The organism is Rubritalea sp. (assembly GCF_051252225.1).
Lineage (GTDB): Bacteria > Verrucomicrobiota > Verrucomicrobiia > Verrucomicrobiales > Akkermansiaceae > Rubritalea.
This window is the reverse complement of sequence record NZ_JBPOGE010000014.1, coordinates 37,935-64,917: the sequence shown is the minus strand read 5'-3', so window position 1 is coordinate 64,917 and position 26,983 is coordinate 37,935. Positions and strand designations below refer to the sequence as shown.

General features: G+C 47.3%; 27 protein-coding genes. 18 read left to right on the top strand and 9 right to left on the bottom strand.

The genetic code is table 11. From position 1 onward, the window contains the following. The first annotated feature begins 223 nt into the window (after positions 1-223). The gene (locus ACSHX2_RS12040) at positions 224-487 is read left to right on the top strand and encodes a hypothetical protein (protein ID WP_435693198.1); all 264 of its coding nucleotides are present in this window, start codon (positions 224-226) and stop codon (positions 485-487) included. Between the two features lie 317 nt (positions 488-804). Further along, entirely contained in the window at positions 805-960 is a 156-nt protein-coding gene (locus tag ACSHX2_RS12035; RefSeq protein WP_435693197.1) for a hypothetical protein, read from the top strand. A gap of 10 nt (positions 961-970) precedes the next feature. Here the strand turns inward: ACSHX2_RS12035 and dnaB are convergent, their stop codons facing one another. Continuing rightward, positions 971-2,401: a replicative DNA helicase gene (gene dnaB / locus ACSHX2_RS12030; RefSeq protein ID WP_435693196.1), complete on the bottom strand. Its 1,431-nt coding sequence runs from the start codon at positions 2,399-2,401 to the stop codon at positions 971-973. Between the two features lie 158 nt (positions 2,402-2,559). Here dnaB and ACSHX2_RS12025 point away from each other — a divergent pair, with 158 nt between their 5' ends. Beyond that, positions 2,560-3,675 (top strand): permease, encoded by a 1,116-nt coding sequence (locus ACSHX2_RS12025; RefSeq protein ID WP_435693195.1) that lies wholly within the window; start codon positions 2,560-2,562, stop codon positions 3,673-3,675. Further along, positions 3,672-4,490 (top strand): TIGR03943 family putative permease subunit, encoded by an 819-nt coding sequence (locus ACSHX2_RS12020; protein ID WP_435693194.1) that lies wholly within the window; start codon positions 3,672-3,674, stop codon positions 4,488-4,490. Before ACSHX2_RS12025 ends, ACSHX2_RS12020 begins: the two co-directional genes overlap by 4 nt. 4 nt (positions 4,491-4,494) lie before the next feature. On the opposite strand, the gene ACSHX2_RS12015 is transcribed toward ACSHX2_RS12020, so the two are convergent. Together ACSHX2_RS12015 and ACSHX2_RS12010 are read right to left on the bottom strand one after the other, a co-directional pair. Next, the gene (locus ACSHX2_RS12015; protein ID WP_435693193.1) at positions 4,495-4,818 is read right to left on the bottom strand and encodes a hypothetical protein; all 324 of its coding nucleotides are present in this window, start codon (positions 4,816-4,818) and stop codon (positions 4,495-4,497) included. A gap of 51 nt (positions 4,819-4,869) precedes the next feature. Further along, on the bottom strand, positions 4,870-5,229 hold the full coding sequence (locus ACSHX2_RS12010; RefSeq protein WP_435693210.1) for a HesB/IscA family protein: 360 nt from the start codon (positions 5,227-5,229) through the stop codon (positions 4,870-4,872). A 261-nt stretch (positions 5,230-5,490) separates the two neighbouring features. Between ACSHX2_RS12010 and lpxD the strand changes: the two genes are divergently transcribed. Beyond that, complete coding sequence (lpxD, locus tag ACSHX2_RS12005; protein WP_435693192.1) at positions 5,491-6,528, top strand: UDP-3-O-(3-hydroxymyristoyl)glucosamine N-acyltransferase; 1,038 nt, start codon at positions 5,491-5,493, stop codon at positions 6,526-6,528. Positions 6,529-6,580: 52 nt separating this feature from the next. Here the strand turns inward: lpxD and ACSHX2_RS12000 are convergent, their stop codons facing one another. Then, positions 6,581-7,513 (bottom strand): ABC transporter ATP-binding protein, encoded by a 933-nt coding sequence (locus ACSHX2_RS12000; protein ID WP_435693191.1) that lies wholly within the window; start codon positions 7,511-7,513, stop codon positions 6,581-6,583. A gap of 167 nt (positions 7,514-7,680) precedes the next feature. On the opposite strand from ACSHX2_RS12000, the gene ACSHX2_RS11995 reads away from it, so the two are divergent. The 3 genes from ACSHX2_RS11995 (at position 7,681) to ACSHX2_RS11985 (ending at position 12,936) form a co-directional block, all read left to right on the top strand. Then, positions 7,681-10,464: a 2-oxoglutarate dehydrogenase E1 component gene (locus ACSHX2_RS11995; protein WP_435693190.1), complete on the top strand. Its 2,784-nt coding sequence runs from the start codon at positions 7,681-7,683 to the stop codon at positions 10,462-10,464. 35 nt (positions 10,465-10,499) lie between these two features. After that, on the top strand, positions 10,500-11,930 hold the full coding sequence (gene sucB, locus ACSHX2_RS11990; protein WP_435693189.1) for a dihydrolipoyllysine-residue succinyltransferase: 1,431 nt from the start codon (positions 10,500-10,502) through the stop codon (positions 11,928-11,930). Positions 11,931-12,015: 85 nt separating this feature from the next. Then, positions 12,016-12,936 (top strand): DUF368 domain-containing protein, encoded by a 921-nt coding sequence (locus tag ACSHX2_RS11985; RefSeq protein WP_435693188.1) that lies wholly within the window; start codon positions 12,016-12,018, stop codon positions 12,934-12,936. Positions 12,937-12,944: 8 nt separating this feature from the next. Here ACSHX2_RS11985 and ACSHX2_RS11980 read toward each other — a convergent pair whose 3' ends face one another. Both ACSHX2_RS11980 and ACSHX2_RS11975 read right to left on the bottom strand, forming a co-directional pair. Next, positions 12,945-13,349 carry a phnA protein gene (locus ACSHX2_RS11980; RefSeq protein ID WP_435693187.1) on the bottom strand — a complete coding sequence of 135 codons (405 nt, stop codon included), beginning with the start codon at positions 13,347-13,349 and terminating at the stop codon, positions 12,945-12,947. A gap of 6 nt (positions 13,350-13,355) precedes the next feature. Further along, on the bottom strand, positions 13,356-13,970 hold the full coding sequence (locus ACSHX2_RS11975) for a DUF2238 domain-containing protein (RefSeq protein ID WP_435693186.1): 615 nt from the start codon (positions 13,968-13,970) through the stop codon (positions 13,356-13,358). A gap of 91 nt (positions 13,971-14,061) precedes the next feature. Here ACSHX2_RS11975 and ACSHX2_RS11970 point away from each other — a divergent pair, with 91 nt between their 5' ends. After that, positions 14,062-14,964, top strand: a complete 903-nt coding sequence (locus ACSHX2_RS11970) for a LysR family transcriptional regulator (protein WP_435693185.1) — start codon at positions 14,062-14,064, stop codon at positions 14,962-14,964. Between the two features lie 4 nt (positions 14,965-14,968). Next, positions 14,969-15,517, top strand: coding sequence for a hypothetical protein (locus ACSHX2_RS11965; protein WP_435693184.1), 549 nt, complete (start codon positions 14,969-14,971; stop codon positions 15,515-15,517). 26 nt (positions 15,518-15,543) lie between these two features. On the opposite strand, the gene ACSHX2_RS11960 is transcribed toward ACSHX2_RS11965, so the two are convergent. Together ACSHX2_RS11960 and ACSHX2_RS11955 are read right to left on the bottom strand one after the other, a co-directional pair. Continuing rightward, on the bottom strand, positions 15,544-16,794 hold the full coding sequence (locus ACSHX2_RS11960; RefSeq protein WP_435693183.1) for a DUF1552 domain-containing protein: 1,251 nt from the start codon (positions 16,792-16,794) through the stop codon (positions 15,544-15,546). Positions 16,795-16,815: 21 nt separating this feature from the next. Continuing rightward, positions 16,816-19,212 carry a DUF1592 domain-containing protein gene (locus tag ACSHX2_RS11955; protein ID WP_435693182.1) on the bottom strand — a complete coding sequence of 799 codons (2,397 nt, stop codon included), beginning with the start codon at positions 19,210-19,212 and terminating at the stop codon, positions 16,816-16,818. A gap of 148 nt (positions 19,213-19,360) precedes the next feature. Between ACSHX2_RS11955 and pyrH the strand changes: the two genes are divergently transcribed. The 8 genes from pyrH to ACSHX2_RS11915 all read left to right on the top strand — a co-directional run bounded on the left by pyrH (position 19,361) and on the right by ACSHX2_RS11915 (position 25,924). Next, positions 19,361-20,092 (top strand): UMP kinase, encoded by a 732-nt coding sequence (pyrH, locus tag ACSHX2_RS11950; protein WP_435693181.1) that lies wholly within the window; start codon positions 19,361-19,363, stop codon positions 20,090-20,092. A 24-nt stretch (positions 20,093-20,116) separates the two neighbouring features. Continuing rightward, positions 20,117-20,683 carry a ribosome recycling factor gene (gene frr / locus ACSHX2_RS11945; protein WP_435693180.1) on the top strand — a complete coding sequence of 189 codons (567 nt, stop codon included), beginning with the start codon at positions 20,117-20,119 and terminating at the stop codon, positions 20,681-20,683. Between the two features lie 173 nt (positions 20,684-20,856). Beyond that, the gene (locus ACSHX2_RS11940) at positions 20,857-21,807 is read left to right on the top strand and encodes a metal ABC transporter solute-binding protein, Zn/Mn family (protein WP_435693179.1); all 951 of its coding nucleotides are present in this window, start codon (positions 20,857-20,859) and stop codon (positions 21,805-21,807) included. Between the two features lie 25 nt (positions 21,808-21,832). Then, positions 21,833-22,612: a transporter gene (locus ACSHX2_RS11935; protein ID WP_435693178.1), complete on the top strand. Its 780-nt coding sequence runs from the start codon at positions 21,833-21,835 to the stop codon at positions 22,610-22,612. 90 nt (positions 22,613-22,702) lie between these two features. Further along, entirely contained in the window at positions 22,703-23,479 is a 777-nt protein-coding gene (locus ACSHX2_RS11930; RefSeq protein ID WP_435693177.1) for a metal ABC transporter ATP-binding protein, read from the top strand. Positions 23,480-23,482: 3 nt separating this feature from the next. Next, entirely contained in the window at positions 23,483-24,820 is a 1,338-nt protein-coding gene (locus tag ACSHX2_RS11925; protein ID WP_435693176.1) for a metal ABC transporter permease, read from the top strand. A 4-nt stretch (positions 24,821-24,824) separates the two neighbouring features. Beyond that, on the top strand, positions 24,825-24,986 hold the full coding sequence (locus tag ACSHX2_RS11920; protein ID WP_435693175.1) for a hypothetical protein: 162 nt from the start codon (positions 24,825-24,827) through the stop codon (positions 24,984-24,986). Positions 24,987-24,988: 2 nt separating this feature from the next. Further along, complete coding sequence (locus tag ACSHX2_RS11915) at positions 24,989-25,924, top strand: metal ABC transporter permease (RefSeq protein WP_435693174.1); 936 nt, start codon at positions 24,989-24,991, stop codon at positions 25,922-25,924. Here ACSHX2_RS11915 and ACSHX2_RS11910 read toward each other — a convergent pair. Continuing rightward, complete coding sequence (locus tag ACSHX2_RS11910; RefSeq protein WP_435693173.1) at positions 25,921-26,874, bottom strand: hypothetical protein; 954 nt, start codon at positions 26,872-26,874, stop codon at positions 25,921-25,923. The two genes, ACSHX2_RS11915 and ACSHX2_RS11910, sit on opposite strands and share 4 nt — an antisense overlap. Positions 26,875-26,983: the final 109 nt, after the last annotated feature.

Here is a 26,983-nt window from a genome sequence, read left to right as displayed (position 1 = left end):
AAATGCATTGGAATTAACCCGATAGTATCGAGGGGGGCATTCTGTCCGTGCTGGGATGGTGAGTGATCCTAAAGATTACCGCTGGTGTAGTTATTCCGAAGCGGTGGCGGGGGGGAATCTAGCGCGCAACGGCATAATGCGTGTTCTCAGTGAGATGGAAAGTGACACGCAGGTGGATGGCTGAAAAAAGGCGAGAGACCTCACGAAATACGATTGGCGTAGCGTGGCTGGCAGGTACCGAGTAATGCTCTATGAGGATGGCGCGAGCTATGGTGGGGCAGAGGTAGATTTACGTAGATCACGGCCGAAACGTAGAGGTTTTAGTGAGGCTGCAGTAGAGAAGGAGATCTCACGCGGCGGGCAGCTGAGTTCAGCTGGGGTGCTAGGCTGTAAGTCACGGTATTTTGTGGATAGTGCCGTGTTAGGCAGTAAGTCATGGGTGAATGGAATTATTGATGACTTGAAGGGCTCCTATCTCAGTGAGTAGCGCAAAATGGGCGGAAGCAGGCCGATAGACCAGTTACGCTCCAGTGGGCTCTGGTCACTACGGCAGTTACATCTGGAGTGAGACTCGGGATCAAACGGTCTCGTAGTTTCTGACATGGTGTGGTAGTATGGTGAGTAATAAATAACTCCTATTTAACTATGAATACCCTCAATGAAATTAACGAAGCTTAGAGTCAGGCGGATCGTAACAAGCTCGCCGCTTATCTCAGTATCATTCCAGGACTAGGCCATCTGTATAAGCACAACTATTTGGCTGGCATTGGGATTTTGATACTGGGGAATGTTTTTACAACTTTTGTGACAGCATGGCTTTCGCTCGCGACCTTTGGTTTTGCGCTGATCATTATCCCAGTTGCGTATGTCAGCGGAGTCGCCGCCTGTGCGTATTATGCTGAAGATCACCACGGGAAGCATGAGATGCTCCATCCGTGGCGTACTAAAAAGCCTGACTAGAGAAGTAGGTTTACTCTGACTCGACGCGGCGGTCAGTATTCTCAAAGCGCATAAGTTCTTTGATGAAGGTAAGCGGGATAGAACCCGTAGGTCCGTTACGGTTTTTGGCGAGGTTGAGCTCGGCGATACCGTCTTGCTCGTCACGTGCGTCTTGGTCTTCTGCGTAGTAGGCGGTACGGAAGAGAAGACCTACCATATCGGCATCCTGCTCGATAGATCCTGATTCACGAAGATCTGACATACGCGGAGTACCACCACGGTTTTCAGGACCACGGTTAAGCTGGGCCAGTACAATGACAGGAACGGAAAGCTCTTTAGCCAGAGCCTTGAGGCCTGAAGAGATTTCAGCGATTTCACGTTCGCGTGAGCCTTGAGCCTGCTTCGACGTAGATCTCATGAGCTGAAGGTAATCGATCGCGATGACTTGGATGTCTTCTTCTTTCTTTTTACGGCGCGCCTTCGCACGGAGTTCGGAGATAGAGATGCCGGCGGTGTCATCGATGAAGAGTTTTGACTCCGCGATTTCTTGGGCTGCATTTTTAATTTTCAGAAGATCTGCCTTGGTCGGTGTGAAACCGTTGCGCAGATTAGTTATGGCGTAGCGAGCGCGGGCGAAGAGTAGACGCTGGACAATCTGCTGAGAGGTCATCTCGCACGAGAAGAACATGGAGGGGAGTTTGGCATCGAGACAGATGTGCTCAATAATGTTCATCACGAATGATGTTTTACCCATAGATGGACGGGCGGCGATGACGAACATTTCACCAGGTTTGAGGCCATTACACATAGTGTCGAGCTGTGAGTAGCCTGACTTGATTCCCATGGGGGCGCCGCCACCAGCGAGATATTTCTCGAAGTCTTCGATAACCTTGCGGACATCTTCTTTGACAGTGGGGGCTTGCTCGACATCAGATCCTTCACGGATGGCGAAGATTTTTTGCTCTACTTCGTCTAACAGGCCAGCAACTTCTTCTTGGTCCTCGAAGGAGCGGGTGATGGCATCGGTACAAGAGGAGATGATGTTTCGCAGAATGAACTTGTCCTTAACAATGGTAAGGTGGTGATCAAAGTGCGCAGCAGTCGGTGCGTAGGTGTAGATCTCAGTGAGGGCAGATGGGCCGCCGATCTTATCTAACACACCGCGATCCATCAGCTTCTGTGTGAGCGAGACGAGTTCAATCTGGGCGCTGCTATCTGAGATCTCTTTGATGACTCGGTAGAGAGTCTGGTGAGATGGGTGGTAAAAGTGTTCGGGCGTAAGACCTAGTTCCTCGGAGCGCATGACGAACTCCGATGGGTCCTGAAGCATGGAAGAAAGCAGAGATTTCTCTGGCCCAAGCGCATTTGGCATCGCGCGCTGGGCAAATGTTTCTTCGTCGTTATGTTGTGGTGGGCCCTTCTGAAGTGCTGGTCCTGATTTGTATGGTGCTTCGGTCGACATTGAAAATGGAAGATGCAAAGAAATGGGGCCAAGTGCAATAGCGGGGTATCTAACGGTTCATTTTGTGAATGGTGTGTGAATAAGTTGTGGATGATAAATATTCGGACTGCGAGTTTGACGTGCTTGCATAGTGGAGGCTATCTATAGCGCTACACTTCATGGATTCCTTTTCGCATAGCACCTTCGCGTATTTCTTTCTTAGCTTACTCATGGAAGGGGCTCCATTTATCTTATTGGGGACCTTGGTGAGTGGGTTTATCGATGTCTATATGCCCGCGGGCATGCTGGAGAAGTTTTTGCCGAAAAGAAAATTACCAGCAGTGCTGACTTGCGGCTTATTAGGTTTGATCCTTCCAGTCTGCGAATGCGCTGTGGTTCCAGTGATTCGTAGGCTCGTGGCGAAGGGCTTGCCGGTATCCTGTGCGTTTACCTATATGCTCGCGGCTCCGATAGTGAACCCGGTGACGATACTAAGTACTTGGAGTGCTTTTAATGAGCAGCAGTCGCTGTATGTGACTTTATCTAGAATAGGGATTGGTTACCTAGTGGCTGTAGTAGTGGGGGTGGTGTTGATGTATGTTCCGATTGAGAAGGTTTTGCGTAAGTCACTTCTCGCAAAAGTGACGAAGAAGCACGCGCATGCAGATTCAAAGGAGTGTGGGCATACTCACCAAACGGAGAAATGCTGCAGCCATGAGGAGCACCATAATCATGATGATTGTGGAGATGGACATAGCGAGGGAGAGCACGCACATTCATGCTGTGACCATGATCATGATCATTCTCATCAGCACCCTAGTCCTGTAGCGGCACCGAATAAGTTAGTAGCTGCGATGCGCTCAGGAATGAAGGATTTCGTGGATGTGGCGGTGTATTTCACGATAGGTGTGTGTCTCACGACTCTCTTTAATATCATGCAGGTGGGGTATTTCGATACGATCAATAGCTTTGCAACGGATACCTTTAAAGGCACAGCCTTGTTGATGGTGTTAGCTTTTGTATTGAGTGTCTGTAGTACCTCGGACGCTTTTCTGGCCGCATCGCTGGGGACATTTAGTTACGCATCGAAAATGGCATTCATGGTGTTTGGTCCGATGATGGATGTGAAGTTACTCTTCCTCTACCAGACCGTGATGCAGAAAAAATTCTTAGCGGTATTTTGTGTTGGTCTTTTCCTCTTAGTAGGAGGTATCTGCATAGCCTGGGGGGAGTCTGAGACTCTGTTTGAGTGGTGTCGGCAAGTTGAAATGAAATGGCAGGGAGGTGCACAATGATGCTTTACGTACAACGCATACTCTTCGCTCTCTGCATTTTAATGTGGGGCGGAGTGATGCTTTATTTCTATCAAAGCCCACATCTTGATGCGTATTTAGCACCTAAGTTTCAGTCCACCTTGTTGATAGGTGGTTTAGCCTGCTGCGTGGTCGCCTTGTTTAATCTGATTACCTTTCGGGTCCAGACGAGCTGTGGTCACGGTGATGAGTGTGGTCATGATCACGAGCATTCTCATGATCATGAGGAGAGCGACCTGAACCCCTTTATGGCGATTCTGATCATTCTAGTGCCCCTGATAGTGAGCTTATCGTGGACCACTCACAAGATAGACGAGGCGCATATTCATAAACAATCGGCGCAGGACCTAGATCCTGCATCGATGCGATTTCTGGCTGATTTGCCACCCTTTACCAAAGAGACTTTAGATAAAACACGGCAGAAGTCCGCGGATGGACTTTACCAGCTCAACTTACTAGAGCTTTTTTACTCAGCGGGGGATTCAGAGCTCGAGCGCGTGTTTACTGGTTTGCCATTTGAAACCGAGGGTTTCTTGAGAGATGAAACCAATCGGAATCCGAAGGGGAATAGAATGCGCCTCTACCGACTTTTCATGACCTGCTGTGCTGCGGACATGAAAACGATCCCGATGTCTATCGAGTTCGAAGGTGATCTACCTAACTTTCCAGCGAACACTTGGGTTAAGGTAGGCGGCGTGATGAGCTATGAGCACATCGACGGTGTTACGTATCCGGTGTTGAAGGTGCAGCGGATTGATGAAGCTCAAGCGCCTGACTCAGGGAATTTGTACAAGTAAGCGCTTATTGTGCGCTGGTGGTCGGCGCCGGAATGCGGAAAATTTTCGCTGTCGCTAGGTCAGGTTTGCCATTGGCTCCAGTTTTAGCGGTGGAAATATCGCGAACGAGGAGGCCTGGTCTGACACCTTTGACATTGATAACGTTGTAAGGCCTGTACGGGCTGATAAATTTATTCGACTCTCCTGCTACAGGGTGTGCATCTGGGTACTTCGAGTTAGCGATAACTGGATTAAGTGCTTCGCCCCCGACTGTTGTAGTGTCGTTGGTGCAAGAGCTGAAGGTGATAACAGCGAGTGAACTAAATGTAAGGGTGATAAATTTTTTCATACGATATTGAGTATTTATTTAGCGCAGAAGAGACAGTTGGGCGAGTGAAAATTACGCTGCAAAGCTTTCTCCACACGAGCAAGTGACTTGTGCGTTCGGGTTGGTTACTTTGAAGCCTCCCTGTTGGAGGTCGTCAGAGAAGTCGAGTTCGCTGCCAGCCACGAAGAGGGCGCTCTTCGGATCGATTACCACATTGACCAAATTACTGTGAACGAGGATGTCGCGATCGCGAGGGCCATCTACTAGATCCATTTTGTACTGGAGACCGGAACAACCACCGCCAACGACAGCAATTCTTAAGGCTCCATCAGCGCGGCCTTGTTTCTCGAGTAGGCTACACAAATGATTAGATGCGCCATCGAGAACCTTGATGAGTTTTTCGTTTCCGCGTTTGAAGTTCACTGCTGACATGTCGGCAATATGCAGCGGATGCACGAAGTTTGAAGGGCGAAGTTTAGAATTTTCACAACTTTTGTAAAAGTTGACAGGGGACCTGATTCAAAACAATAAAGTCTCCTGTCGGATCGGTAGTAGGTGTGCTTTATATTAAGCATTGTCTCTACGATAATTACGCCAGCCTTTGCCAAGTGATAAATCTATGGAGCTAGGTTAGTTAATTTCCTCAGAATCATTTTCCATGACAAGTACTGTGCAATGATGCAGGTTCTGTGCGTGGAATTATCACTAGAGGAAATTACCAAGCTAACAGGTGGCCGCGTAGTAGCGGGTGAGTCAAAAAATGGTTACAGAGGTCTTGCTGCACTCAATGATGCGTCTGCGAGTGATGTTTCCTTTCTTGGGAATGAGAAGTACTACAATGATTATTTGAGCACAAAGGCTGGATTGGTTTTAGTTCCTTCAGTGGTGACAGAGTTTCCTGATGGACCGGTGTATGTGGAAGTGGAGAATCCTTCGTATGCATTTGGCCTAGTGGTGAAGAAGCTTTCATCCAAGATGCGTAGCTTTAAGCCTGGAGTTCATCCGTCGGCCTACGTGGCTGAAGATGTGAAGTTTGATTCAGCGAAGGTATCGATCAAGGCAAATGCAGTGGTGGAGTCTGGTTCAGTGATCGGCGATGGTACTGAAATTCAGGCAGGAGCTGTTATCGGTGAGAATGTCACAGTGGGAAGAGATTGCCTGATCTATCCGAATGTGACGGTTCGTGAGTTTTGTGAACTGGGAGACCGTGTGATTATTCAACCAGGTGCGGTGATCGGCTCCGATGGATACGGTTATGAATTTGTAGACGGGGCGCACCAAAAGGTCGACCAGGTCGGCATTGTCGTGCTCGAAGATGATGTGGAGATCGGAGCGAATACAACTATAGATAGAGCTCGCTTTGGTAAAACCGTGATCGGTGAAGGAACAAAGATCGATAACTTAGTTCAGATCGCCCATAATGTGGTCACTGGTAAGCATTGCTTAGTTGTGGCTCTGACGGGTATTGCTGGGAGTTCTTCGCTTGGAAATAATGTGACTGTTGCTGCACAAGTAGGGATGGCAGGTCATATTCATGTGGGAGATAAAGCCATTCTGATGTCCAGAACAGGGGTGATGAAGAATTTAGAGGGTGGACAAGTGTACTGGGGGAATCCAGCCCGCCCTGTAAAAGACCAGCAGCGCAGTGTGGCTGCTGTGGCCCGCCTTCCAAAGTTGATGACTGACTTCAGAGAACTGAAAAAGAAAGTCGAACAACTCGGAAGCGAGTAGTTCGACGTAATGATTTTTTTTTAGGGCGCACTTCGGAAAGAAGTGCGCTTTTTTAGTCTCGGCGAGTGAGTTCTACAAAGACCTCTTCGAGCGTCGATTTATGACGATGTAGGGTGCGGATTTTCCAGCCGTTTTCGGTCGCCATATTGGCAATTTTTTCGCGGGAATCTGTGCCGGAGTCGCAGAGGACTGAAAAGTTATTCCAAGACTCTTCAGAGTTTTCCTTAGTCACCTTTTTTACGTTGCCCATGTTTTCAATAGCGGATTGTACGATCTGAGCGTCTCCTTGGATCTCAAGTTCGATACGGCCAGCTGCTCGCATGTTATGGATCAAGTTTTCAGGGGTATCTGATGCTTTAATCTTACCGGAATCTACAATGATCACATGGTCAGCGACCATTTCTACCTCGCTAAGAATGTGCGTAGAGACTAAGATCGTGTGTTTCTGACCAAGTCGCTTAATTAATTTTCTGATTGAACGGATTTGGTTCGGATCGAGGCCGTTGGTAGGTTCGTCCAAGACAAGTAAGGGTGGTTGATTGATCAGTGCATCCGCTAGTCCTACACGCTGGCGGTATCCTTTGGAGAGAGTTTTAATCATGCGACGGCGCATGTGCTGGAGTCCACACATCTCGAGTGCTTCGCCAACGTGGTTGCGCGCATCGCGCCCGCGGAGCCCTTTGAGGTGTGCTCTAAATCTGAGGTATTCACGTACGCGCACGTCATCATAGAGAGGAACATTTTCAGGCATGTAGCCGATCGAGCGTCTCGCTTTGATCGAATCCTTAAAGATATCGAAACCATTTATGGTGGCTTTTCCAGCCGTTGGTGGGAGGAATCCGGTGAGCATACGGAGTGTGGTCGTTTTACCAGCACCATTGGGTCCTAGGAACCCAACTACTTGGCCATTACCCACCTCAAAACTGATATTATCAACGGCGGTGAATCTGCCGTAGCACTTAGTGAGGTTTTGGACTTCGATCATAATGAATAGAATTGATTAGTTTGATGAATGAATCATTGGAATCGTAACGAATTTGTCAGATGTACGATTGACTCGGAGTTGTTGACCTCCTAAGTAGATGGCGGTTGCGCTGACTAAGCAATAAATGCATGTCACGCGTCAAGTATACAGCTATTTAATCCACCAAAATGAAATCATCCGTTTCTGCCCGCCTGAATGCAGACCTGCTCGACGAGAAATACGAACAGTGGTGTGACGACCCGCGCTCTGTTGAAGAAAATTGGTCAGCCTTTTTTGAAGGCTTCGAGCTAGGTAATTCACAATCAAAGCAAAAGGGGGCTAAAGCTAGCAGCGGTGCTGCATCTGTGCCCGCTGAGTCACCAGCCAGTGACGAGCACTCCATTAATTTCCGTGGTAAATGTGTATCACTTGTCTACAATTACCGTACATTGGGGCACACCCAAGCGCAGATTAACCCATTGCAGGACGCCGCTCCACGTAACCCACGTCTTGAGCTTTCTCAGTTCGGTATTAGTGATGCGGATCTTGATCGTGAAGCTTCCACTCAGTTCTTCCGCAGTGGTCAGAAAATGAAGCTGCGCGAAATGGTTACAGGACTTGAGGAGTGCTACTCTAGCAAGATCGGCTTTGAGTTCATGCACATCCATAATACGGAAGTGCGTAACTGGATCCGGACTCGTATTGAAAACCGTTTTTCAGACAACTCTCAGCAGGGTTTTGATGCTGCAACAGCACTCAGATGGATTCTCGAGTCTGAACTTTTCGAATCATTCCTTGGTAAGAAATTCCTCGGTGAGAAGCGTTTCTCACTCGAAGGTGGTGAAGGCCTCATGGTGCTTCTCAATTCAATCCTTGAGAAATGTCCATCTAGTGACGTGAAGGAAATCGAGATTGGTATGGCTCACCGTGGTCGTCTCAATGTACTCCGCAATTTCCTCCAGAAGTCACTCACGACAATTCTTTACGAATTCACACCTGACTATGTTCCAGCGATTGTCGCTGGTGATGGCGATGTGAAGTACCATCTTGGTTACGAAAATGTTCGTAAGCTAGCTGATGGTGAGGTCCGTCTCAGTCTCGCAGCAAACCCGTCTCACCTTGAGGCTGTTAATGCGATTACAGAAGGAAAGGCGCGTGCTCGTCAGCGTATCATCGGTGATGATGGTGCAGAAACCGATCGTAAGCAGGTACTTCCGATCCTCATTCACGGTGATGCCGCGTTTGCTGGTCAAGGTTCTGTTGCTGAGGTTCTCAACCTTTCCCAGCTTCCTGGTTACCGTACAGGTGGTACCATTCACCTCATTGTAAATAACCAGATTGGTTTCACTACGATGCCTGAAGATGCGCGTTCCTCAGCTTATGCAACTGATGTTGCTAAGATGATCGAAGCTCCTATTTTACACGTGAATGGTGAAGATCCTAAAGAGCTCGTATGGGCTGCACTTTTTGCTCTCGAATTTCGCCAGAAGTTTGGTCGTGATGTAGTGATCGACATGTATTGCTACCGTCGTCAGGGTCACAATGAAACTGACCAAGCAGCATTCACCGCTCCACACATTTACGGTAAGATCGCTAAGAAAAAGACTCTAGGTCAAGCTTACAAGGCTGATCTAGTTACTACTAATACTCTTACTCAAGAAGTCGCAGATGGTATCCAGAATTCCATCTGGGATAAGCTGGAAGAAGGTTATCTAACGATGCGTGAAATGGAGAAACAGGGCGATCGCTCGGTGTTCTCAGGTTCTACTGCTCAAGCACAACCACCTTACTCTCACGCACCAGTCGACACGGGTCTTACCCTAGAAAGAATCAAACATATTGGCGATACTCTTACGAATGTGCCAGATGGTTTTAATTTACACCCAACACTGGCTAAGCGATTTGTACCTCGTCGTAGAGATGCGCTCGAGTCAGGTAAGGGGATCGACTGGGCTTTTGCTGAATCACTCGCCTTCGGTGGTCTTCTAATGGAAGGTAATGCGGTTCGTCTATCAGGTCAGGATTGCCGTCGTGGTACATTCTCTCAGCGTCATGTTGTGTTCTATGACAACAAGACACGCGACCGTTATTTCCCACTTCAGAACCTCTCTGGTGATCAGGCGAAATTCTGCGTCTACAACTCACTTCTTTCCGAGTTTGCAGTTTTAGGTTTCGATTACGGTTACTCGCTAGGTTACCCAACTATGTTGACCCTTTGGGAAGCTCAGTTCGGTGATTTCTCTAACGGTGCACAGGTCATTATTGATCAGTTCATCGCATCTGCTGAGTCCAAATGGCAGACACCAAGTTCCCTAGTCATGCTTCTTCCTCACGGATATGAAGGCATGGGACCTGAGCACTCCAGTGCACGTCTCGAGCGTTTCCTTCAGCTCTGTGCTGAAGAGAACATGCAAGTAGGTAACTTCACTACTCCAGCGAACTACTTCCACGCATTGCGTCGTCAGAAGAAACGTGGTTTCCGTAAGCCATTGATATTGATGACACCAAAGAGCTTGCTCTCACGTGCTGAAGCAGTTTCTGATATCGAAGACTTCGCAACAGGCACATGTTTCCAGGAAATTCTTCCTGACGATAAGGAGTTTGCAAACCCAGAGAAGGTAGACCGTATCGTCTTCTGTTCTGGTAAGGTTTACTACGATCTCGTTCAGCATCGTAAAGAAAATGGAATCGAAGATACTGCGATCCTCCGTGTAGAGCAGCTTTATCCGTACCATGAAGAGATGGTGAAAGCGCTTTCCAGCCAGTTCCCGAATGCCGCCAAGTTTGTTTGGTGTCAGGAAGAGCCAAAGAACATGGGTGCTTGGAGCTTCATCAACCCACTCCTCATGGAGACGTTTGATGCACGCATCCGCTATTCAGGCCGTAAGGCAGCATCTAGCCCAGCTACTGGTTCCAAGGCAGTGCACAAGAAGGAGCAGAAGGCTCTTCTCGACAATGCATTCAATGTCTAATTTAATTTAACTTATATTTTTACCCACACAGACACATGTCATTTGAAGTAACAATCCCAAACGCAGGTGAGTCCGTCACTTCAGCAAACGTAGCCCAGTGGCACGTAGCTGACGGAGCAAGCGTCTCCAAAGGCGACATTCTCCTCACTATCGAAACTGATAAAGTTTCCACCGAGCTTGAAGCTGAAGTATCTGGTACTCTCCAGATTCTTGTTCAAGAAGGTGAAGAAGTAGCGATCGGAACACTGGTAGCTAAGATCGAAGAAGCTGGCGCAGCTGCGGTAGCGACTCCAGCTCCAGCAGTACAAGCTGAAGAGCCAGCGCCAGTAGCTTCTGCTCCAGCAGCAAGCGGTAGCGGTGAAGTAGTAGACGTTCTTGTTCCAGCAGCAGGTGAGTCCGTAACCTCTGCAAACGTAGCAAACTGGCACGTGTCTAATGGTGACAGTGTGGCTAAGGGGGACGTTCTCGTCACTCTTGAGACCGATAAGGTTTCTACTGAGCTCGAAGCTGAAGTAACAGGCGCGATCGAAATCATCACTCCAGAAGGTGAAGAAGTAGATATTGGTACGCTTATTGCCAAGATTACAGTCGGTGCATCTGCTCCAGCAGCGGCATCTACACCAGCACCAGTCGCAACTCCGAAAGTGGAAGCTGCACCAGCAGCTAAGCCAGCGCCAGTCAAGGCTGCGGCACCAGCGCCAGCAGCTAAGCCCAACCTTTCTACACCAGCATCAGCTGGAGAGAAGTCAGGTGCAGCTGTTCAGGAAGGTCGTACGACACGTAAGAAAATGTCTATGTTGCGTCGTAAGATTGCAACGCACCTCGTGAATGCTCAGCAGAACGCAGCAATTCTATCTACTTTTAACGAGGTTGATATGTCTGCGATCATGAAGCTTCGTAAAGAAGTGCAGGAAGATTTTGTGAAGAAGCATGGTTGTAAGCTAGGCTTCATGTCGATATTTGTGAAAGCTGTTTCTCAGGCGCTTAAAGATGTGCCAGCGATCAATGGTCGCATTGACGGCACTGACATCGTACAGAATAACTTCATCGATATCGGCTGTGCTATCGGCACCGAGAAAGGTCTTGTTGTTCCAGTTCTTCGTGACTGTGACAAGAAAGGCTTTGCTGAGATTGAGAAAGACATTCTCGATTATGCAGCGAAGGCTCGTGAAGGTAAGATCGAAATGTCTGACCTTCAGGGTGGTGGATTCACTATCTCTAATGGTGGTGTCTATGGTTCGCTACTTTCGACTCCTATCCTCAATGCTCCTCAGTCAGGTATTCTCGGAATGCACACCATCCAGCAGCGTCCAGTTGCAGTGGACGGTAAGGTTGAAATCCGCCCAATGATGTATCTCGCACTGAGTTATGATCACCGTCTTGTCGACGGTAAGGAAGCGGTAACTTTCCTCATTCGTATCAAGGAATGCCTTGAGAATCCTACTCGCATGATGCTTGAAATGTAAGCTCATTTGAGTATGTAAAACTTCTTAACAGCGCAGCCTATTTGGTTGCGCTGTTTTTATGTATAGATATATAGTCCCTCCAACAATGAATCTATTAGGTGTCTTCTTTAAAGGCTTTGCAATGGGGGCTGCAAATGTGGTCCCAGGTGTGTCAGGTGGTACAGTAGCTTTTATCACCGGGATCTATGAGCGACTGATCAATGCGCTCAAATCCTTCGATCTGAAGGCCGTGAAGCTATTGCTGAGCTGGAAGGTCAAAGAGTTTATCGATTACATAGATTTCTGGTTTTTAGCGAGCCTAGGGGCTGGTGTTCTTTGTAGTGTTTTGACCTTGGCAAAGCTTTTAGAAATTGGATTTGAAAAATATCCAATCTATGTGGCGGCGCTATTCTTTGGCCTGATTCTAGCTTCGATCCCTTCAGTAGGTAAGATGGTCAAGCAGTGGTCACCTTCTAGGTTTGTCTCACTAGTGATTGGTTTAGCGATCGCTCTGAGCATGGCATTTGCACCTGCTGCCAGTGAGAATACAAATCTGTTTTACCTCATGCTTTGTGGTGTGGTGGCGATGTGCAGCATGATTATTCCGGGCGTTTCAGGTTCCTTTGTTCTGCTGCTGTTAGGCAACTATCAGCTAATTATGATTAGCTCGGTGAATAAGCTCCGCGAAGGTAATCTCGGAGAGTCTCTGCCTATACTCATTCCGGTTGGCGTGGGGGCTGTAGTTGGGCTCATTGTACTTTCGCATTTCCTTAGTTGGCTATTCAAGCGCTACCATGACAATGCTGTCGCAGTGATCACGGGTTTTGTGGCAGGATCGCTTGCTATTATTTGGCCTTGGAAGAGTGAGGCTGAAGTGATCTTCAAAAATGGTGAGAAGAAGGTGCTCAGTTATGAGAGCTACTTCCCACAGTTTGACAGCAGTCTAGCGGTCGCCGTGGTAATTATGATAGCGGGTGCTGCGCTAATGCTCGGGGTAGAGAAGTTGGGCTCGAAAAAGCCTGAGTAGTTTTATGCTTAGAGTGGTGCTTTTTCCGCCCACTCGATGACTGATTCGTCTATGTAGGCCTCATCGATTACATCTTGCGCCCAAGATTCATTTTTGGCGATGAACTCGAGGAGCCGGTATGCCATTACTTGTTGTGCTGGGAGTTCACTCCAGATGAGTTCTGCCAGCACTCCACGCCATTGCTTGGACTGGATAGATTTTGGGTGTTTTAGCTGATCAAGTACGGCTTCTGAGACGAGTAAGCACTTGTCGTAGTCGGGCTCGCTAGCTGTAGGTTCGATCTCGTAGGTTTTAAGTGAGACTCCAGATTCACCGCTCAGTTCGCACTTCGACTTAGCGCGGCGCGCAAGATCTTTTCCGAATAATGAGAGAGCCTGTAAACGCGCTTGGTTCGTGTCGTATCCTTTTGCCATATGGGACTAGAGATTACGTAATTTGATCGTAATGGAAGCTAAAAACACACCCGCAGTATTCGCGACCATATCCCAAGCTGTATCTTCGTAGCCAGTAATATCTGCATTTCCCATCACTCGACTTACCAGAAATTCAACCAATTCGTTGAACGCGCCGTATCCCATAGAAGATGTCGCACAGAGCAGGAGTAGGCCAAAACTAGGCATCAGTCTACGCTGGTAGCGCAAGTGAATGATAGAGCACAGAGTTTGCCAGCTTACCCAAGTGACCAGAAAGAACCCGTAAAAATGCTCAATGTGTTGGTACTTGATGGAAGAAATGACAGTAAAATTGTGGAGCGCCCGACTTTCTCCAGCAGCTACCCAGGATTCTGGCACATAGAATAAACCACCAACAAGGTGGATTAGACCCCATAAGCTAAGTAACCATAGAATGCTAATGCTGTAATGGATACGCTTGTGTGCTATACTTAACAGTGCAATGCAACTGAGCTGGATTGCACTGTAGTAGAGGAATTCGTAATTGTTTTGGGTAATGGCTAAGGCAGCTAATCCGCATTGGTAAAGCAGGGTGAATGCAACTACTCCTGCGATCCTTTGTCTTTTGGGTTGAACAATCATAAATGTGCTTAGTTTAGACCTAACAGTGAGTAAGAAAGCCTGTAAAGATAAAGCTGTTGTTGCTTATACATGCTTGCTAGAGATTTGAATCATGAATGTGCATCACCTCGAGCTATTTTACTTTGTAGCAAAATATGAAGGGATTACAGCTGCTGTTAGAAAAATGCCGTATGGCATCCAACAACCAGCCGTGAGTGGCCAGATTTTGCAACTCGAAGAAGAGTTAGGTGTGAAGCTGTTTAACCGTAGACCCTTTGTGCTGACACCAGCTGGTGAAAAGCTCTACGACTTCGCCTATCCATTTTTCTCTGGCTTGTCTGAGGTAGAGGAGCGTTTGAAGGGGGAAGATGGTAAGCACTTGAGAATCTCCGCTTCAGCCTCAGTATTAGGGAACCATCTTCCCGAAGTACTCGAGCAGCTTAAGCTGAAAGTTCCGGAGCTTAGGCTCACTCTCCGTGATGTGGAGCCCGCAGAAGTGTACTCACAGTTGACTACTCAGCAGGCTGATATTGCTCTGACGGTACTTCATGGGAAATTAGATGAAGGTTTACGCGCTGAGGAGCTCATGACGATCCCTCTTGTTTTGCTCGTTCCTAGCTCGTGTAAGGTGAAAAAAATTGAAGATATCATTCGCAAAAAGAAAGATGGCGATGGTTATGAGGCGAAGTTACCTTTGGTCGGTCTACCGCAAAACGAGGTGTTGAGTCAGATTTTTGAAAATGGTTTACTTGCACGGGGGATTGATTGGCAGCCGAGTATGGAGGTGAATGCGTTGGATGTTATTCAGCGGTATGTGAGCCGTGGCTTCGGCGCAGGTGTGGGAGTTGGAATTCCTGGAGTGGAGCCAGTTGATGGAGTTGATGTTATTGCACTGGATGGGTTTGACCCATTGATTATAGGTGCTATTTATCAAGGCGCGCTTAAGCCGATAGCTAGTGAGTTCATCAATGTAGCTCATGAGTATATCGCTAGCCGTATTCCTTCACCTCAATAGATTTATGAAGACATTATTCCTTTTCCTCTCACTCAGTGTATCGCTTTTCGCTTCGACTAAATCAGTCTATCAGATCTGGCAGCCTCTTAGTCTCGCCGGTACTGATGTGCATGGAGTGGTAGGTATAGAAAATACTTATGCAGGAAGCGTTGTGATGGTGCGGCCTATGGTGGTGTCTGGAGCAATTCCCGAAGACCTTATCGCAGCCATTGCCTTGAATGTACCTATTCCAAGTGCGACAGAAAACTATGCCCAGCCACAGGTCAATCTGCTAGCAATGGCAAAGATTCAGCTACAAGGGAGATTAGAAAACGGGAAGTTAGTCATAGAGTTTGATCTGTCTAATGCTGTGGCACCTGAGGGTGTGGAGCTTAGTATCGAAAACATAGTTGAATTGGGCATTGAAGCTGTCCAAAAGACAGTGGAATTTAATGGGAAGGCTCAGATCGACCATACTTTCATCTGTGATGTTAAAATAGTAGGAGCGAAAGAAGGCTCACCTGTAACCAAGCTCAATACCAGCTTTGCGGTAGAAGGACCCAAAGGCGAGTGAGTTAACTCGCAGAGCTCTAGTAACCGTTAGGTTAGCCCAGTCATCGTACTAGTCGAGGTCGCGAAAGTTTCTTTTTCGAGTCCGATATTTTGCAGCATGCTGAGGTAGAGATTTGGCAGCGGGTAGTTTTTTGTGCGGGAGAAGGCTAGATGCTGACCGTGTTTGAACCCGCCCCCAGCAAAGAGCACTGGCATGTTGCGGTTGTCGTGCGATGAGGCGTTGCCCAAGTTAGATGTAAGCATAGTCATCGTGTGATCAAGGATGTTGTGCTTTCTGAGTTCACGCAGGAAGTTACCCCAGTTGTCGACGGTGGTTTTCTCCACAATAGAAAGCTGTTCTAGTTTTTCTGGATTTTTTCCATGATGGGAGAGTGCGTGGTAGCTTTCTTCTACGCCATCGAGAGCTCGAACGCTGCTACCTGTGCAATGCAAGGTGACAAAGCGGGTGGAATCGGTCCGCAGAGCTAGAGCCACTACATCTAACATTGCTCTCATTTGATCGGGAGCGTTATTGTTCTCAGCAGTAGAAGGCGTGCTTTCTACTTTGGGTTTTGGGTGGTTTAGCCATGCTTCGTTTGCTTCAAGACGAGCTTCTAGCTCTCGTACAGAGGTGAGCCACTCTTCCATTTTGTCACGATCACCTGTACCGAGCTCGCGAGTCAGCGATTTGGTTTCGGTCCTCACAATATCAAGAATTGACTGACCGCGTTTATTGATCAGCTGCTGACGTTTTTTTGCAGAGGGAGTGTCTTCGATGAAAAGCTGGGAAAAGAGCTTACGCGCATCTGAAAGAGCTGGAATCATCGAACCATTTTCTGAATAAGAAGGGGAGCGCGATCCATTGGTATTGAGAACGAGTGAGGGGAAGCGTGTGTGGTGACCTAGGTGCTTAGCCATCAGTTGGTCAACAGAGACTGTGTTCACTGTGGCTGCGCCTCGCTTCATGGGGCACGCAGTGAAAATGGATGCTTCTGCAGCGTGTCCACCATTCACGCCAGGGTGGGAAGTGCCTGAGATGACTGTGAAATCGTCGCGGAGATCCTGAATGTCCTTGAGGTAATGCGAGGGTTTGTAGTTTGTCCCTTCACCTTCGGGTATGAGTAATGGGTTATGCAAACCGAGCGCGAGGGAAACTCCGACAAATCGGCGAGGGTTAAGGGTGTTAGAACTAGCAGCAAAAGCTGGAACCATAGCATCTAGCATCGGTAAACATAATGTTATACCTGCCTGCTTAAGCACAGTTCTACGTGAGAGTGTTTTACCGGTAGATATATACATAGTGGATTCTAGATTGGTTGGTTATTTCTCTAAAAAGAGGCTGCTTGTGAGGGTGGCTTTGATGAGTGAGCGTACACCATAGTCTGTACTGCGTGATTTTTCAGTGATCTTTTTCAGAGCCTCTTTATCACTGAAGCGCAGTTCGCCTCCTGTGCCGTAGCGCAGGATTTGTCCGGCAAAGGCCTCAGCGAGTTTTTCAGGTTTGGATAACTGTATGTCTCGCCACCCATTATAGTTCTTAAACGTGTTCCCGTCTGGAGTAATGCCAGATGGATTCACCTTTGCGGACTTATTCCATGCGCCATAAAATTTTCTATAATTGCCGATTGGGTCAAATTCCTCGAGAGCAAAGCCTGCGGGATCAATTTTTGCATGGCATGAAGCACAGGACTTGGAATCTCGGTGTTTTTCCAATTGGTCGCGAACGGAAATGGCTCCACGAGTATCTGGTTCTATGGCGGGGATGTTAGGTGGAGGGGGATCAATATGGTGGCCGAGAATTTTCTCATTCACATACACTCCTCTGACAACTGGCGAGGTTACGGATCCATCAGCCGTCACTTTTAGAATTGCAGCTTGAGTGAGTAGTCCTGAGCGGACGTCACTAGGTAAGCTCACTTTCTGAAGACCATTACCTGGTTGGAGCTCTATATTTTTATAGCCATAGTGACTTTGGAGACGGGTGTTGAGATAGGAGAAATCTGATTGAAGGAGGTTTCCAATAGGAAGGTCATTATTAATGAGCTCGGACACGAATGCTCGAGTTTCAGCAATAATCGATTCTTTGAGAATGGGGTCGAAGGATCTAAAACGTTTTTCATCAGGTTGCGTCGCATCAATATCGCGAAGCTCGAGCCATTGCTCAGTGAATGATGTGACGAAGCGTGTTGATTTCGGGCTCGCCAGCATCCTATCGATTTCCTTTGTGATGATGGCCGGGTCATTGAGCGTGCCGGCATCAGCAAGTGCTAGGAGATGTTTGTCGGGGATCGACTTCCAAAGCATGTAGCTTAAGCGCGAGGCGATGGCATAGTCATCTAGTCTGCCTGGCTTCTCATGAAAGGTGAGGAAATTCGGGGAACAAAGAATGGCGTGGTAGCCATACCGCATGGCTTGAGTGAAGTCCTTACCTGACGCTAGTGAGTCAGTGACGAGTTTTTCATAGGGGGCTAGCGATGCTGAATCAACAGGTCTGCGGAAGGCGTGTTTGGCAAAGTGCTTGAGTAACCGGGTAGCTTCCGTCGCGGGTTCAGGTGGTCCCTTTCTGAGTTCACTTTCTGTGATGCCAGGAAATAAGTTCTCCATGACATCAGCTCTGCTGCCGTTGGGGTGGACGCGTTTGATGGTAATGCTTGAGAATCGGATACCTTGGCAGCCTTCGGCTTTCATGTCTCGGTCATCAAAAATGACTGTTCCGCCATCCTTTCCCTTTAGGTTCGACTTTGCAGTTTTAGCTCCAGCTTCGGCTGGTTTTATGATCAGACAGTGGCCCTTGCGGATCCAAGCACGGAAGCTTCTGTCCGAAGGCTTTTTAGCTCCTTCGATAATTCCCACAGTGTATTGTAGAGGTTCGTTTGAATAACCCGAACCGGTTGTGAGTAGTCCCCAGGTGACTTCATCATCTCCCCGATTAATTCCTGATACTGAGTGAATGGTGATATCATACCAACCATCCTCAGGAACTTTGAGTTTAGGTAATCTTCCATAGAATTGAACCCTCATTGACCACGCGATGACATCATTTTCCTTGGGTTCAGGGCCACGGTAGTTGCCTTTCCTTAGTTTATCGGTGAGGTCCTTGATTCCATAATGTTTCTCGAAGTTGGGTTCTTTTTCCAGAATACGTGAAAATGCCTCATCGAGAGCTGTGTCCGCAGCATTGAGGTAATTTGCTAGGTGGAAATGACTGAGCTGCTGATGGGCCGCGGTATTGGTAAAGCCTTCTTCGGTGTCGGCTGTGAGGGATTCGCTTAGTTTGACTCCAACTCCCAACAAATCATGAAGGCTATACTCGTATTCCTCACAGCTAAGACGCCTAGCCTGAACTCGTCCTTTCTCTTTGATAAGCGCTCTATCGATTTGATCCAAGGGATTGGCCACACTAGCCAGAAATACTTTGAGCTCCTCTGAGTCGGGGCGGTCGTTGTCCTTGGGGGGCATGTCACCTTCATGCACTTTTCGGAAAATACGTTCCCAGGTTGCAAAGTTGTCTGGGTCATCGGGGCTAAATTTGAGGTCGAGCAGGTTTAAGTCTGCTTTAGACATTCCATCGTCATGGCACTCGTAACAGTGTGCTTCTAAAAAGGGGCTCATGTCCGTAGGTCGCTCACCAGCAATCGCAAAGATCGGGGTGAGTATCCATAGGAGAACATAGCGTAGCATGCGGACATATACGTAGCTTCCGTATTTTTTATTCATCAAATTTCACTACAGGGGAGGTGGGGTAGCTGTGATGTTCGGTTTTACATGGGTTCAGTGTGCATAAATTGTCGTCCTTTTTCTGGTAATCTAATGAATAGGAGTTGCATGCTTGGTGGCAATTTGTTTTCTAAAGAGCAGCTGAGCTATGAGTGAACATAATCGATCCTTTAAACGTGTAGTCCTTAAGTTGAGCGGAGAAGCGCTCCGTGAGGTTGGTAGCCAAGATAATATTTCACCTGAGATTGTAGGAAGGATTGCTTTAGAGATTAAAGCGGCTCATGCATCTGGAATCGAGATCGCAATCGTTGTCGGTGGTGGTAACTTCTGGCGTGGTGCGAGCGCAAGTGCTCGAGGTATGGACCGTGCTACAGCTGACTATGTTGGCATGATGGCCACAGTGATGAATGCTCTTGCCGTGCAGAGTGCACTCGAAGTCGAAGGTGTTCCTTGTGTCGTGCAGTCTGCTATCGAAATGAAAAACGTAGCGGAACCATTTATCCGTCGCAAAGCATCTCGTCACCTTTCAGACGGTCGTGTTGTAATTTTCGCAGCTGGTACGGGTAGCCCATTTTTCTCCACAGATACGACATCCGCTCTGCGAGCAAGTGAGATGGGGGCGTGTGCTATTCTTAAAGCAACCATGGTCGACGGCGTATACAACGCTGACCCTAAGAAAGATCCGGATGCAGTACGTTATGAGCAAGTTTCTTTCCGTCGCTGTCTCTCAGACCAGCTAGCAGTGATGGATTCCACTGCATTTTCACTTTGTATGGATAATAATGTTCCAATTATCGTGTTTGATCTCAATGAGCATGGAAACATTACCAAGGCGATCGAAGGTGAGGAGATTGGAACAATCGTGTGCAACGAAGACTAAATTTTTTAATTAATCAATATTACTATGGAACCAACAACTGTTCTTGAAGAACTCGATATGACAATGGAAGCAGCCATTGAGAATATGAACATCGAATTCGGTGGCGTACGTACAGGTAAAGCATCACCAGCTCTCGTAGAAAATGTGACTATCGAAGTGAAGGCATACGGTAGTAAAATGAAGCTACGTGAGCTTGCCATGATTACGACTCCTGAGCCACGTCAGATCATGATTCAGCCATATGATGCGAGCACAGTAGAAGATATCGATCGTGGTATCCGTGAGGCTCAACTTGGCTTTAACCCAGTGAACGAAGGTAAGTCGCTACGTCTTCCTATCCCAGAGCTTACAGAAGAACGCCGTAAGGAGATGGTGAAGCGTGTAAAAACAATTTCTGAAGATATTAAGGTACGTCTCCGTAGTTGCCGTAAGGATGGTATGGACAAAGGTAAGAAGCTCAAGAATGAGAATGTTCTTACCGAAGACAGCCTACATGATTTTGAAGAGCAAGTTCAGACTACTACTAATAAGTATGTGAAAATGGTAGATGAGGCAACAGCTGCTAAGGAAGCTGAAGTGATGACTGTTTAAGACTTCTATCAATATTTTTTAAAAGGCGTTCCATTATCGGTGGAGCGCCTTTTTTTATCGATGATTTCGTTATGAGATTCACAAGGCATAGAAGTATTCTCTAAAGGAATAAAATTAGCCTAGGCTAAAAAATGTAGTTGACCCTAGTTAGTCTACTGCGTATTGCCTGCTGCATGAAGAAACGATTCTTTCTGGGAGGTACTGTAGCCTTACTAGTATTAGGACTGAATAGCTGTAATAGGCCGCTGAGTATTTGGCAGGATGAGGAGAAGATTAACGTGGTAGCGACATCTACGATGGTGACTGACCTGGTTCAGGTCATCGGTGGTGATAAGGTCGAAGTGGTCGGTATGATGAAGGCTGGTGTGGATCCTCACAGCTATGAACAGACAGCCAGTGATGTGGCGGCTATGAATACCGCGGATGTTATTTTTTATTCAGGCCTTCATCTCGAAGGGCATGTCCAAGAGGGGCTCGAGAAGCGTGCTGCAAAAGGTGATGACGTGTATGCAGTCACTAAGAATATGAGCAAAGCAGAGCTTATTCAGCCTGAAGAGGAATATCAAGATTATGCAGACCCACACGTATGGGGTGATCCTGAGCTTTGGTCGAAAACGATTGATGTCGTAGTGACTGGTCTGACTAAGGAGTCACCTGAGTTTGCCGATGAGTTCAAAGCGCGCGGGGAAGAATACCGAGCACAGTTGCTAGATCTTAAAGATTGGTCGAAGAAGCGTATTGCTGAGGTGCCTGCTGATCAGCGTGTATTAGTGACGAGTCACGATGCCTTTTTCTATTTTGCAAAGGCATATGACTTTGAGGTAAAAGGCTTACAGGGACTGTCGACTGAGAATATTTCGGGTGTGAAGGATGTTGAGAACCTCATCACTTTTATCAAAGGACGTCAGCTCAAAATGATTTTCCCCGAGTCTAGCGTGAACAAGAAGGGAATTCAGACTGTGGCCCAAAAAGCCGGTGTTTCGCTAAGCCATGAAGAGTTATTTTCAGATGCTATGGGTGATCTGGGCGATGTTGTGGAGCTTCATGGTGAGTCCTATGACCGTGGAACCTATATTGGTATGCAGAAACACAATATCAACACTGTGGTTGATGGTCTCAAATGAATCTTAAAACCTGTTGGATAATTTCATGAAAAACTTAGCTATATGCTTGATGTTAGCTAGCGCTGTTAGTGCGTTTGCTGGGAGTGAGGCAGTATTCCTTGAACAAGGGAAACAGGGTTTGCGCGGTCTAGCCGCTGACCGTCCAGATGCTACAGAAAGCCCTATTACAGTAGATAAAGGGTACTGGCAGATTGAAACGAGTGCTGTCGACTATACCAAAGATTTTAATTTTCAGGCATGGACATGGGCTGAAACAAATTTGAAGTATGGTGTGACTGATAGCATGGATCTTCAGTTTATTTTTGCTCCCTACATTGAAGAAAAGACTAAAGATGGAATTGAAGATGGCACGAGTGATCTTATCGTCCGCCTGAAGTATAACTTATGGGGTAATGATGGAGGTGAATCAGCTTTCGCTTTGCTTCCCTATATGAAAGCTCCTCTTGGGGGAGACCTTTCGAATAATGAATGGGAAGGTGGTTTGATTCTTCCATATAGTTACGATATTAATGAGAAATGGAGCTTTGGTTGTCAGCTCGAATGGGAATATATCTATAACGATGAGAAGGACGGCTATGATTCTAATTTACTTCAGACCGCTGTGCTCGGATACGAAATAAGTGCTACCTGGGGCGTGTATCTAGAATACCTTGGTATTACTGGAGGTCATTATCAAGCCCATGCGAGTGGGGGAGTTACCTATGCGGTCACTGAGCTGTTCCAGCTCGACATAGGTGCCGTGGCTGGAATGAACGATGCCGCGACCGACTTTAGCACCTTCACTGGCTTTACTGTTAAATTTTAATAGAAAAGAGTAGATAGTAGTGAGGTGTCTATCGGACATTCGTCCGACTAACGGCTTGCTACTCTCTACTTTTTAACGCAGTTAACAACTATGTCCATTCCTGCTCTTGAGACCCACGATCTCACTGTCACATACCATAAGCGTCCTGTGCTGTATGGTGTGGATTTAGCTGTTCCTGAGGGTAACTTGGTGGGAATTATCGGTCCTAATGGAGCGGGGAAGTCGACTTTTATAAAATCCATCATGGGCGTGGTTCCAAGCTCTGGTGGATGGGTCAAAGTCTTTGGTAAGCCTCTGAAGGAAATGCTCCACCGTGTGGGCTATGTACCACAGCGTGAGAGTGTCGACTGGGACTTTCCAGTGACGGTAATGGATGTGGCTCTCATGGGAACCTATGGGAAGTTAGGGCTCTTCAAGCGCGTGGGGAAAAAGGAACGAATCATTGCTAGTGAGGCACTCGATAAAGTGGGAATGCTTCCGTACGCGAATCGCCAGATCGGTAATCTGAGTGGTGGCCAACAGCAGCGGGTATTCCTGGCTAGAGCGCTAGCTCAAGATAGTGATCTGTATTTCATGGATGAACCATTTGCAGGTGTCGATGCAGCTACTGAGCGTGCAATCATTTCTCTGCTTCAAGAAATGCGTGAGAAAGGCAAGACTGTGTTAGTGGTGCATCACGATCTGCAGTCGGCCCAACAGTACTTTGATATGTTAGTGCTGCTGAATATGCGTCTTGTCGCATTTGGGAAAACTGAGGATATCTTTACGCCTGAGTTGCTGCATAAAACGTATGGAGGGAAACTGACGATTCTTTCTGAAATGGCTGAACGTGCAGCTCAAGTTCCTGCGGCTAAACACACACAATAAGAAATGTTTTTGGATATGCCACATGTGTTAGCTTCTCTCAGCGTTGTTCAGTCAGCGCTGTTAGCTGCCTTGATGGTGGGTATTTCCTGTGGCCTGTTAGGTAGCTATGTGGTAGTGCGCAGGGTGGCCTTAGTAGGGGACGCGCTCTCGCATGCAGTGTTCCCCGGAGTGGTAGCTGGTTTCATGTGGAGTGATGACAGAAATGCCTTTGTGATTTTTGGTTGTGCTCTAGTTGCTGGCTTACTGGGCGTAGTGGTAGTGCGCGCGATTGAAAAATCCACACGGCTAAAGTCAGATGCGGCCTTAGGGATCGTACTTGCTTCCTTTTTTGCGATTGGCATTTTATGGAATTCGACGGACCAACAGAGTGGTGTGAAAGATTTCCTGTTTGGCGATTTAGCTGTGATCTCCTCTCTCGACCTTTCTTTGATGGGTGGGGTGACCGCAATCGTCGTCTTCTCTGTGTTAGCCCTTATTCGTCCATTTCAGATACTTAGTTTCGATGAGGGATTTGCTATTGGCTTGGGTTACCCTGTGAAAATCTTGAATTTCATTTTCTTCGGTTTACTGACTTTTACTGTCGTTGTAGCCATACAAGCAGTGGGAGTCGTGCTCGTATCGGCAATGTTGATCACGCCCGCAGCTACCGCCTACTTGTTGAGTGACCGTATGAATCGCATGATGCTCTATGCCGTTGGCTTTGGCTGCTTTGCGTGTGTCAGTGGTGGGTTGATTTCCAGCCATATGAGTGGGATGCCACCAGGCCCGGTGATTTCTCTTATGGGTGCATTCACTTTTGGAGTGGTCTATTTCGTAGCTCCCCAACACGGAGTGCTGGCGAAGCTGATGCGTCATCTACAGCAGCGTAAAAGAGTGGAGAGAGAGAATATTCTTAAAGCAATATACAAGGTGCTGGAAGCGAATGAGTTTTCTGATTCAGGTGTGAGTTTGAAAGAACTCGCTATGATTCGGAGGGTCACCTTAGAGGACGCTGTGAAACAAGGTCAACTGCTAGTGGATTCGAATGAAGCAACTTGGGAAGAGGGAAAAACAGCAATTTATCTTACTCCATCTGGGTGGCGACGGGCTGTGGAGATTGTCAGAAACCACCGACTGTGGGAGCTCTATCTTACTGACCTAGCAAATTATGAAGCTGACCACGTGCACGATGATGCTGAAAAGATTGAGCACGTATTAGGAGCTGAGGCAGTTCGGAGATTAGAACGAGATTTGGACTTTCCGGAGTTTGATCCGCACGGTAAGCCGATTCCATCGGTGCAACGTGCTGTGGATTCGAGTGTTGGAAAGTTGGAGGAAACAGGATATAGGTCTAGTAAGTAATGTTATGAATGAAAAACCTCAAATTAAAACCGTTCGTGTACTTATTAAAGTTGATGATAAAGCTAGCTCTCACAGGAAAGCTGGATTGATGCAGGATATTCTTTCTAAATTTACAAAAAAAGTGAGATCAACCCCTGCTAATTTAGAGCATAAAAAAGAAGAGTAAGTGTGAGTATTTGGGAATTGCCTTGGGCATATTTTGGCATGGGTGCAGTGTGGCTGACTCTTATGTGTTTTTTGGTGGCTCTGCCGTGTTCGCAGCTTGGAGCATTTTTAGTACTCAGACGCATGTCTTTGGTCGGAGACGCTATTAGTCATAGTGTGCTGCCGGGGATAGTGGTTGCTTTTCTGTTCGTAGGAGATCTAGCTTCACCTTGGCTTTTAATAGGAGCTGCATTGGCTGGCTTATTAGTGACAGTCCTGATTGAGCAAATTCACCAACGCACACGAATCAAGCAGGATTCAGCTATTGGTATAGCTTTCACCACCTTGTTTGCACTCGGTGTAGTGCTGATGTCGCTTTTTTTAGATAAGGTACATCTCGATCAGCAATGCGTTCTGGAAGGTGCGCTTGGAGATATTTTAAATTACGACACGATTAAAGTATTCGGCTTAGATGTGCCAAGTCCAGTGATGACCATGTTTGTCGTGGCTGTATTGACGATTTGTGTGGTAGTGCTCTTTTATCGAGTGTTAATGCTAAGTTCTTTCGATGCTGGTCTTGCAGCTTCATTTGGCTATAAACCAGGTGTCGTCCATTACGCATTAATGGCGTTTTTATCCGTGGTCGTGGTTGCCGCATTTCAAGCGGTTGGGGCAATACTGGTAATAGCTCTGCTGATTCTCCCTGCAGCAACAGCGTACTTGTGTACCCATAGCTTAAAGAAAATGCTGTTTTTGTCTGGGCTTCACGCTCTGATTTCATCGATAGCCGGAATTTATATCCATGTTTGGACGAATGGAAATCAGTCGGCCGCCGTAGTTGTGGCTGGGCTCGGGCTGTTTATTCTAGCGTGGCTGTTTGGCCCCGCGGACGGTGTGGTGATTAAAGCGATTCACCGTAAGTCGACTAAAGTTTCAGAGCCTCTCAGTGGTCCTATCTAATAGAGATCTCGATCTTGTAGGTAATCCCTTTCTGCTGCTGAGCGCACGGCTTCTCTGTGTTTTTCCAGCTGCTGTATGGTTTGTAATAACAGTGGCTTATCCGCTTCTGTTATTTGTGATTTTGTCGGGTTCGTCCACGGGAATTCTTCAAGCAGTTTGATTGGAAGCTCTTGTTCGTGCCAGAGTTCGTGGTGGAGCTTCGTTACATGGAGAGCTTCGCTCGCTTGGCCCATTTCTACGGTCATTGGAGTGTCTATGCCATGACAGTTTGGGTTGAGCATGAATGCTGTGAAAAATGGATTAGCGTGGTTGATTTGGCGGTAGAGCCGTTTGAGGCTATTGCACTGTTCATGCATCCATTGCCAAGTTGTGCGGCCCAACAATTCCTCGTCGAGATAATCCATCTGATCCGGTGACCACCATGGGATTTCAGAACGAAAGGCGATGTATGCTTGAGCCACTCTGCTAGAGAGTGAGTTGTCATAGCTGGGGTGAGAGGAGCAGGCGTGAGCCTTAATAAAATCTTCTTGGTGAAGGTAGCAAAGAGTAAGAATCTCACGCGAGTTGCAGGGATCAGATTCATCGAGTGGGAGGAGTTCGAGAATGGTCTCAATTGCTTGATCTAGTTGGTTGTGGCGGTAATAGAGTAAGCCTAACCCGTAGTAGAGTTGCACAAATAGTGGGCTTGTAGCTTGCTTACGTCCTATCTGAATAGCTTCTAGATAGGTGTCTCTTGCTATCGGAAATTTTTGGTATGACTGTGCTAAGAGCAACCATGCCTCTAGGCACTCATTGCTGATCTCTAATGCTTTTTTAGCCACGTGACGAGAATCTGTGCGCACAGACTTTGTGCTGTCAGTGATGAAATCGCGTGCATGCTGAAGTGGCTCAGTGGTGTAAAAATCGAATGTATTGGCTTCCGTCTCCATCGGTTTCACTAAGGTGGTCATAGTGTGAAGAGTGGCAAGCAGGAAGAGTGGATAAAAACACTATTGAGAATTATTCTCAATAAGTCTTGCTTTCGAGAGGTACAGCGATTAATAGCGGGTGAGCAATTGA

Excerpts from the sequence above, each read along its gene's own strand:
- dnaB (WP_435693196.1), bottom strand. The coding sequence starts at position 2,401 with ATGTCGACCGAAGCACCATACAAATCAGGACCAGCACTTCAGAAGGGC.
- ACSHX2_RS12025 (WP_435693195.1), top strand. The coding sequence starts at position 2,560 with ATGGATTCCTTTTCGCATAGCACCTTCGCGTATTTCTTTCTTAGCTTA.
- ACSHX2_RS12020 (WP_435693194.1), top strand. The coding sequence starts at position 3,672 with ATGATGCTTTACGTACAACGCATACTCTTCGCTCTCTGCATTTTAATG.
- ACSHX2_RS12015 (WP_435693193.1), bottom strand. The coding sequence starts at position 4,818 with ATGAAAAAATTTATCACCCTTACATTTAGTTCACTCGCTGTTATCACC.
- ACSHX2_RS12010 (WP_435693210.1), bottom strand. The coding sequence starts at position 5,229 with ATGTCAGCAGTGAACTTCAAACGCGGAAACGAAAAACTCATCAAGGTT.
- ACSHX2_RS12000 (WP_435693191.1), bottom strand. The coding sequence starts at position 7,513 with ATGATCGAAGTCCAAAACCTCACTAAGTGCTACGGCAGATTCACCGCC.
- ACSHX2_RS11995 (WP_435693190.1), top strand. The coding sequence starts at position 7,681 with ATGAAATCATCCGTTTCTGCCCGCCTGAATGCAGACCTGCTCGACGAG.
- sucB (WP_435693189.1), top strand. The coding sequence starts at position 10,500 with ATGTCATTTGAAGTAACAATCCCAAACGCAGGTGAGTCCGTCACTTCA.
- ACSHX2_RS11985 (WP_435693188.1), top strand. The coding sequence starts at position 12,016 with ATGAATCTATTAGGTGTCTTCTTTAAAGGCTTTGCAATGGGGGCTGCA.
- ACSHX2_RS11980 (WP_435693187.1), bottom strand. The coding sequence starts at position 13,349 with ATGGCAAAAGGATACGACACGAACCAAGCGCGTTTACAGGCTCTCTCA.
- ACSHX2_RS11975 (WP_435693186.1), bottom strand. The coding sequence starts at position 13,970 with ATGATTGTTCAACCCAAAAGACAAAGGATCGCAGGAGTAGTTGCATTC.
- ACSHX2_RS11970 (WP_435693185.1), top strand. The coding sequence starts at position 14,062 with ATGAATGTGCATCACCTCGAGCTATTTTACTTTGTAGCAAAATATGAA.
- ACSHX2_RS11965 (WP_435693184.1), top strand. The coding sequence starts at position 14,969 with ATGAAGACATTATTCCTTTTCCTCTCACTCAGTGTATCGCTTTTCGCT.
- ACSHX2_RS11960 (WP_435693183.1), bottom strand. The coding sequence starts at position 16,794 with ATGTATATATCTACCGGTAAAACACTCTCACGTAGAACTGTGCTTAAG.
- ACSHX2_RS11955 (WP_435693182.1), bottom strand. The coding sequence starts at position 19,212 with ATGAATAAAAAATACGGAAGCTACGTATATGTCCGCATGCTACGCTAT.
- pyrH (WP_435693181.1), top strand. The coding sequence starts at position 19,361 with ATGAGTGAACATAATCGATCCTTTAAACGTGTAGTCCTTAAGTTGAGC.
- frr (WP_435693180.1), top strand. The coding sequence starts at position 20,117 with ATGGAACCAACAACTGTTCTTGAAGAACTCGATATGACAATGGAAGCA.
- ACSHX2_RS11940 (WP_435693179.1), top strand. The coding sequence starts at position 20,857 with ATGAAGAAACGATTCTTTCTGGGAGGTACTGTAGCCTTACTAGTATTA.
- ACSHX2_RS11935 (WP_435693178.1), top strand. The coding sequence starts at position 21,833 with ATGAAAAACTTAGCTATATGCTTGATGTTAGCTAGCGCTGTTAGTGCG.
- ACSHX2_RS11930 (WP_435693177.1), top strand. The coding sequence starts at position 22,703 with ATGTCCATTCCTGCTCTTGAGACCCACGATCTCACTGTCACATACCAT.
- ACSHX2_RS11925 (WP_435693176.1), top strand. The coding sequence starts at position 23,483 with ATGTTTTTGGATATGCCACATGTGTTAGCTTCTCTCAGCGTTGTTCAG.
- ACSHX2_RS11920 (WP_435693175.1), top strand. The coding sequence starts at position 24,825 with ATGAATGAAAAACCTCAAATTAAAACCGTTCGTGTACTTATTAAAGTT.
- ACSHX2_RS11910 (WP_435693173.1), bottom strand. The coding sequence starts at position 26,874 with ATGACCACCTTAGTGAAACCGATGGAGACGGAAGCCAATACATTCGAT.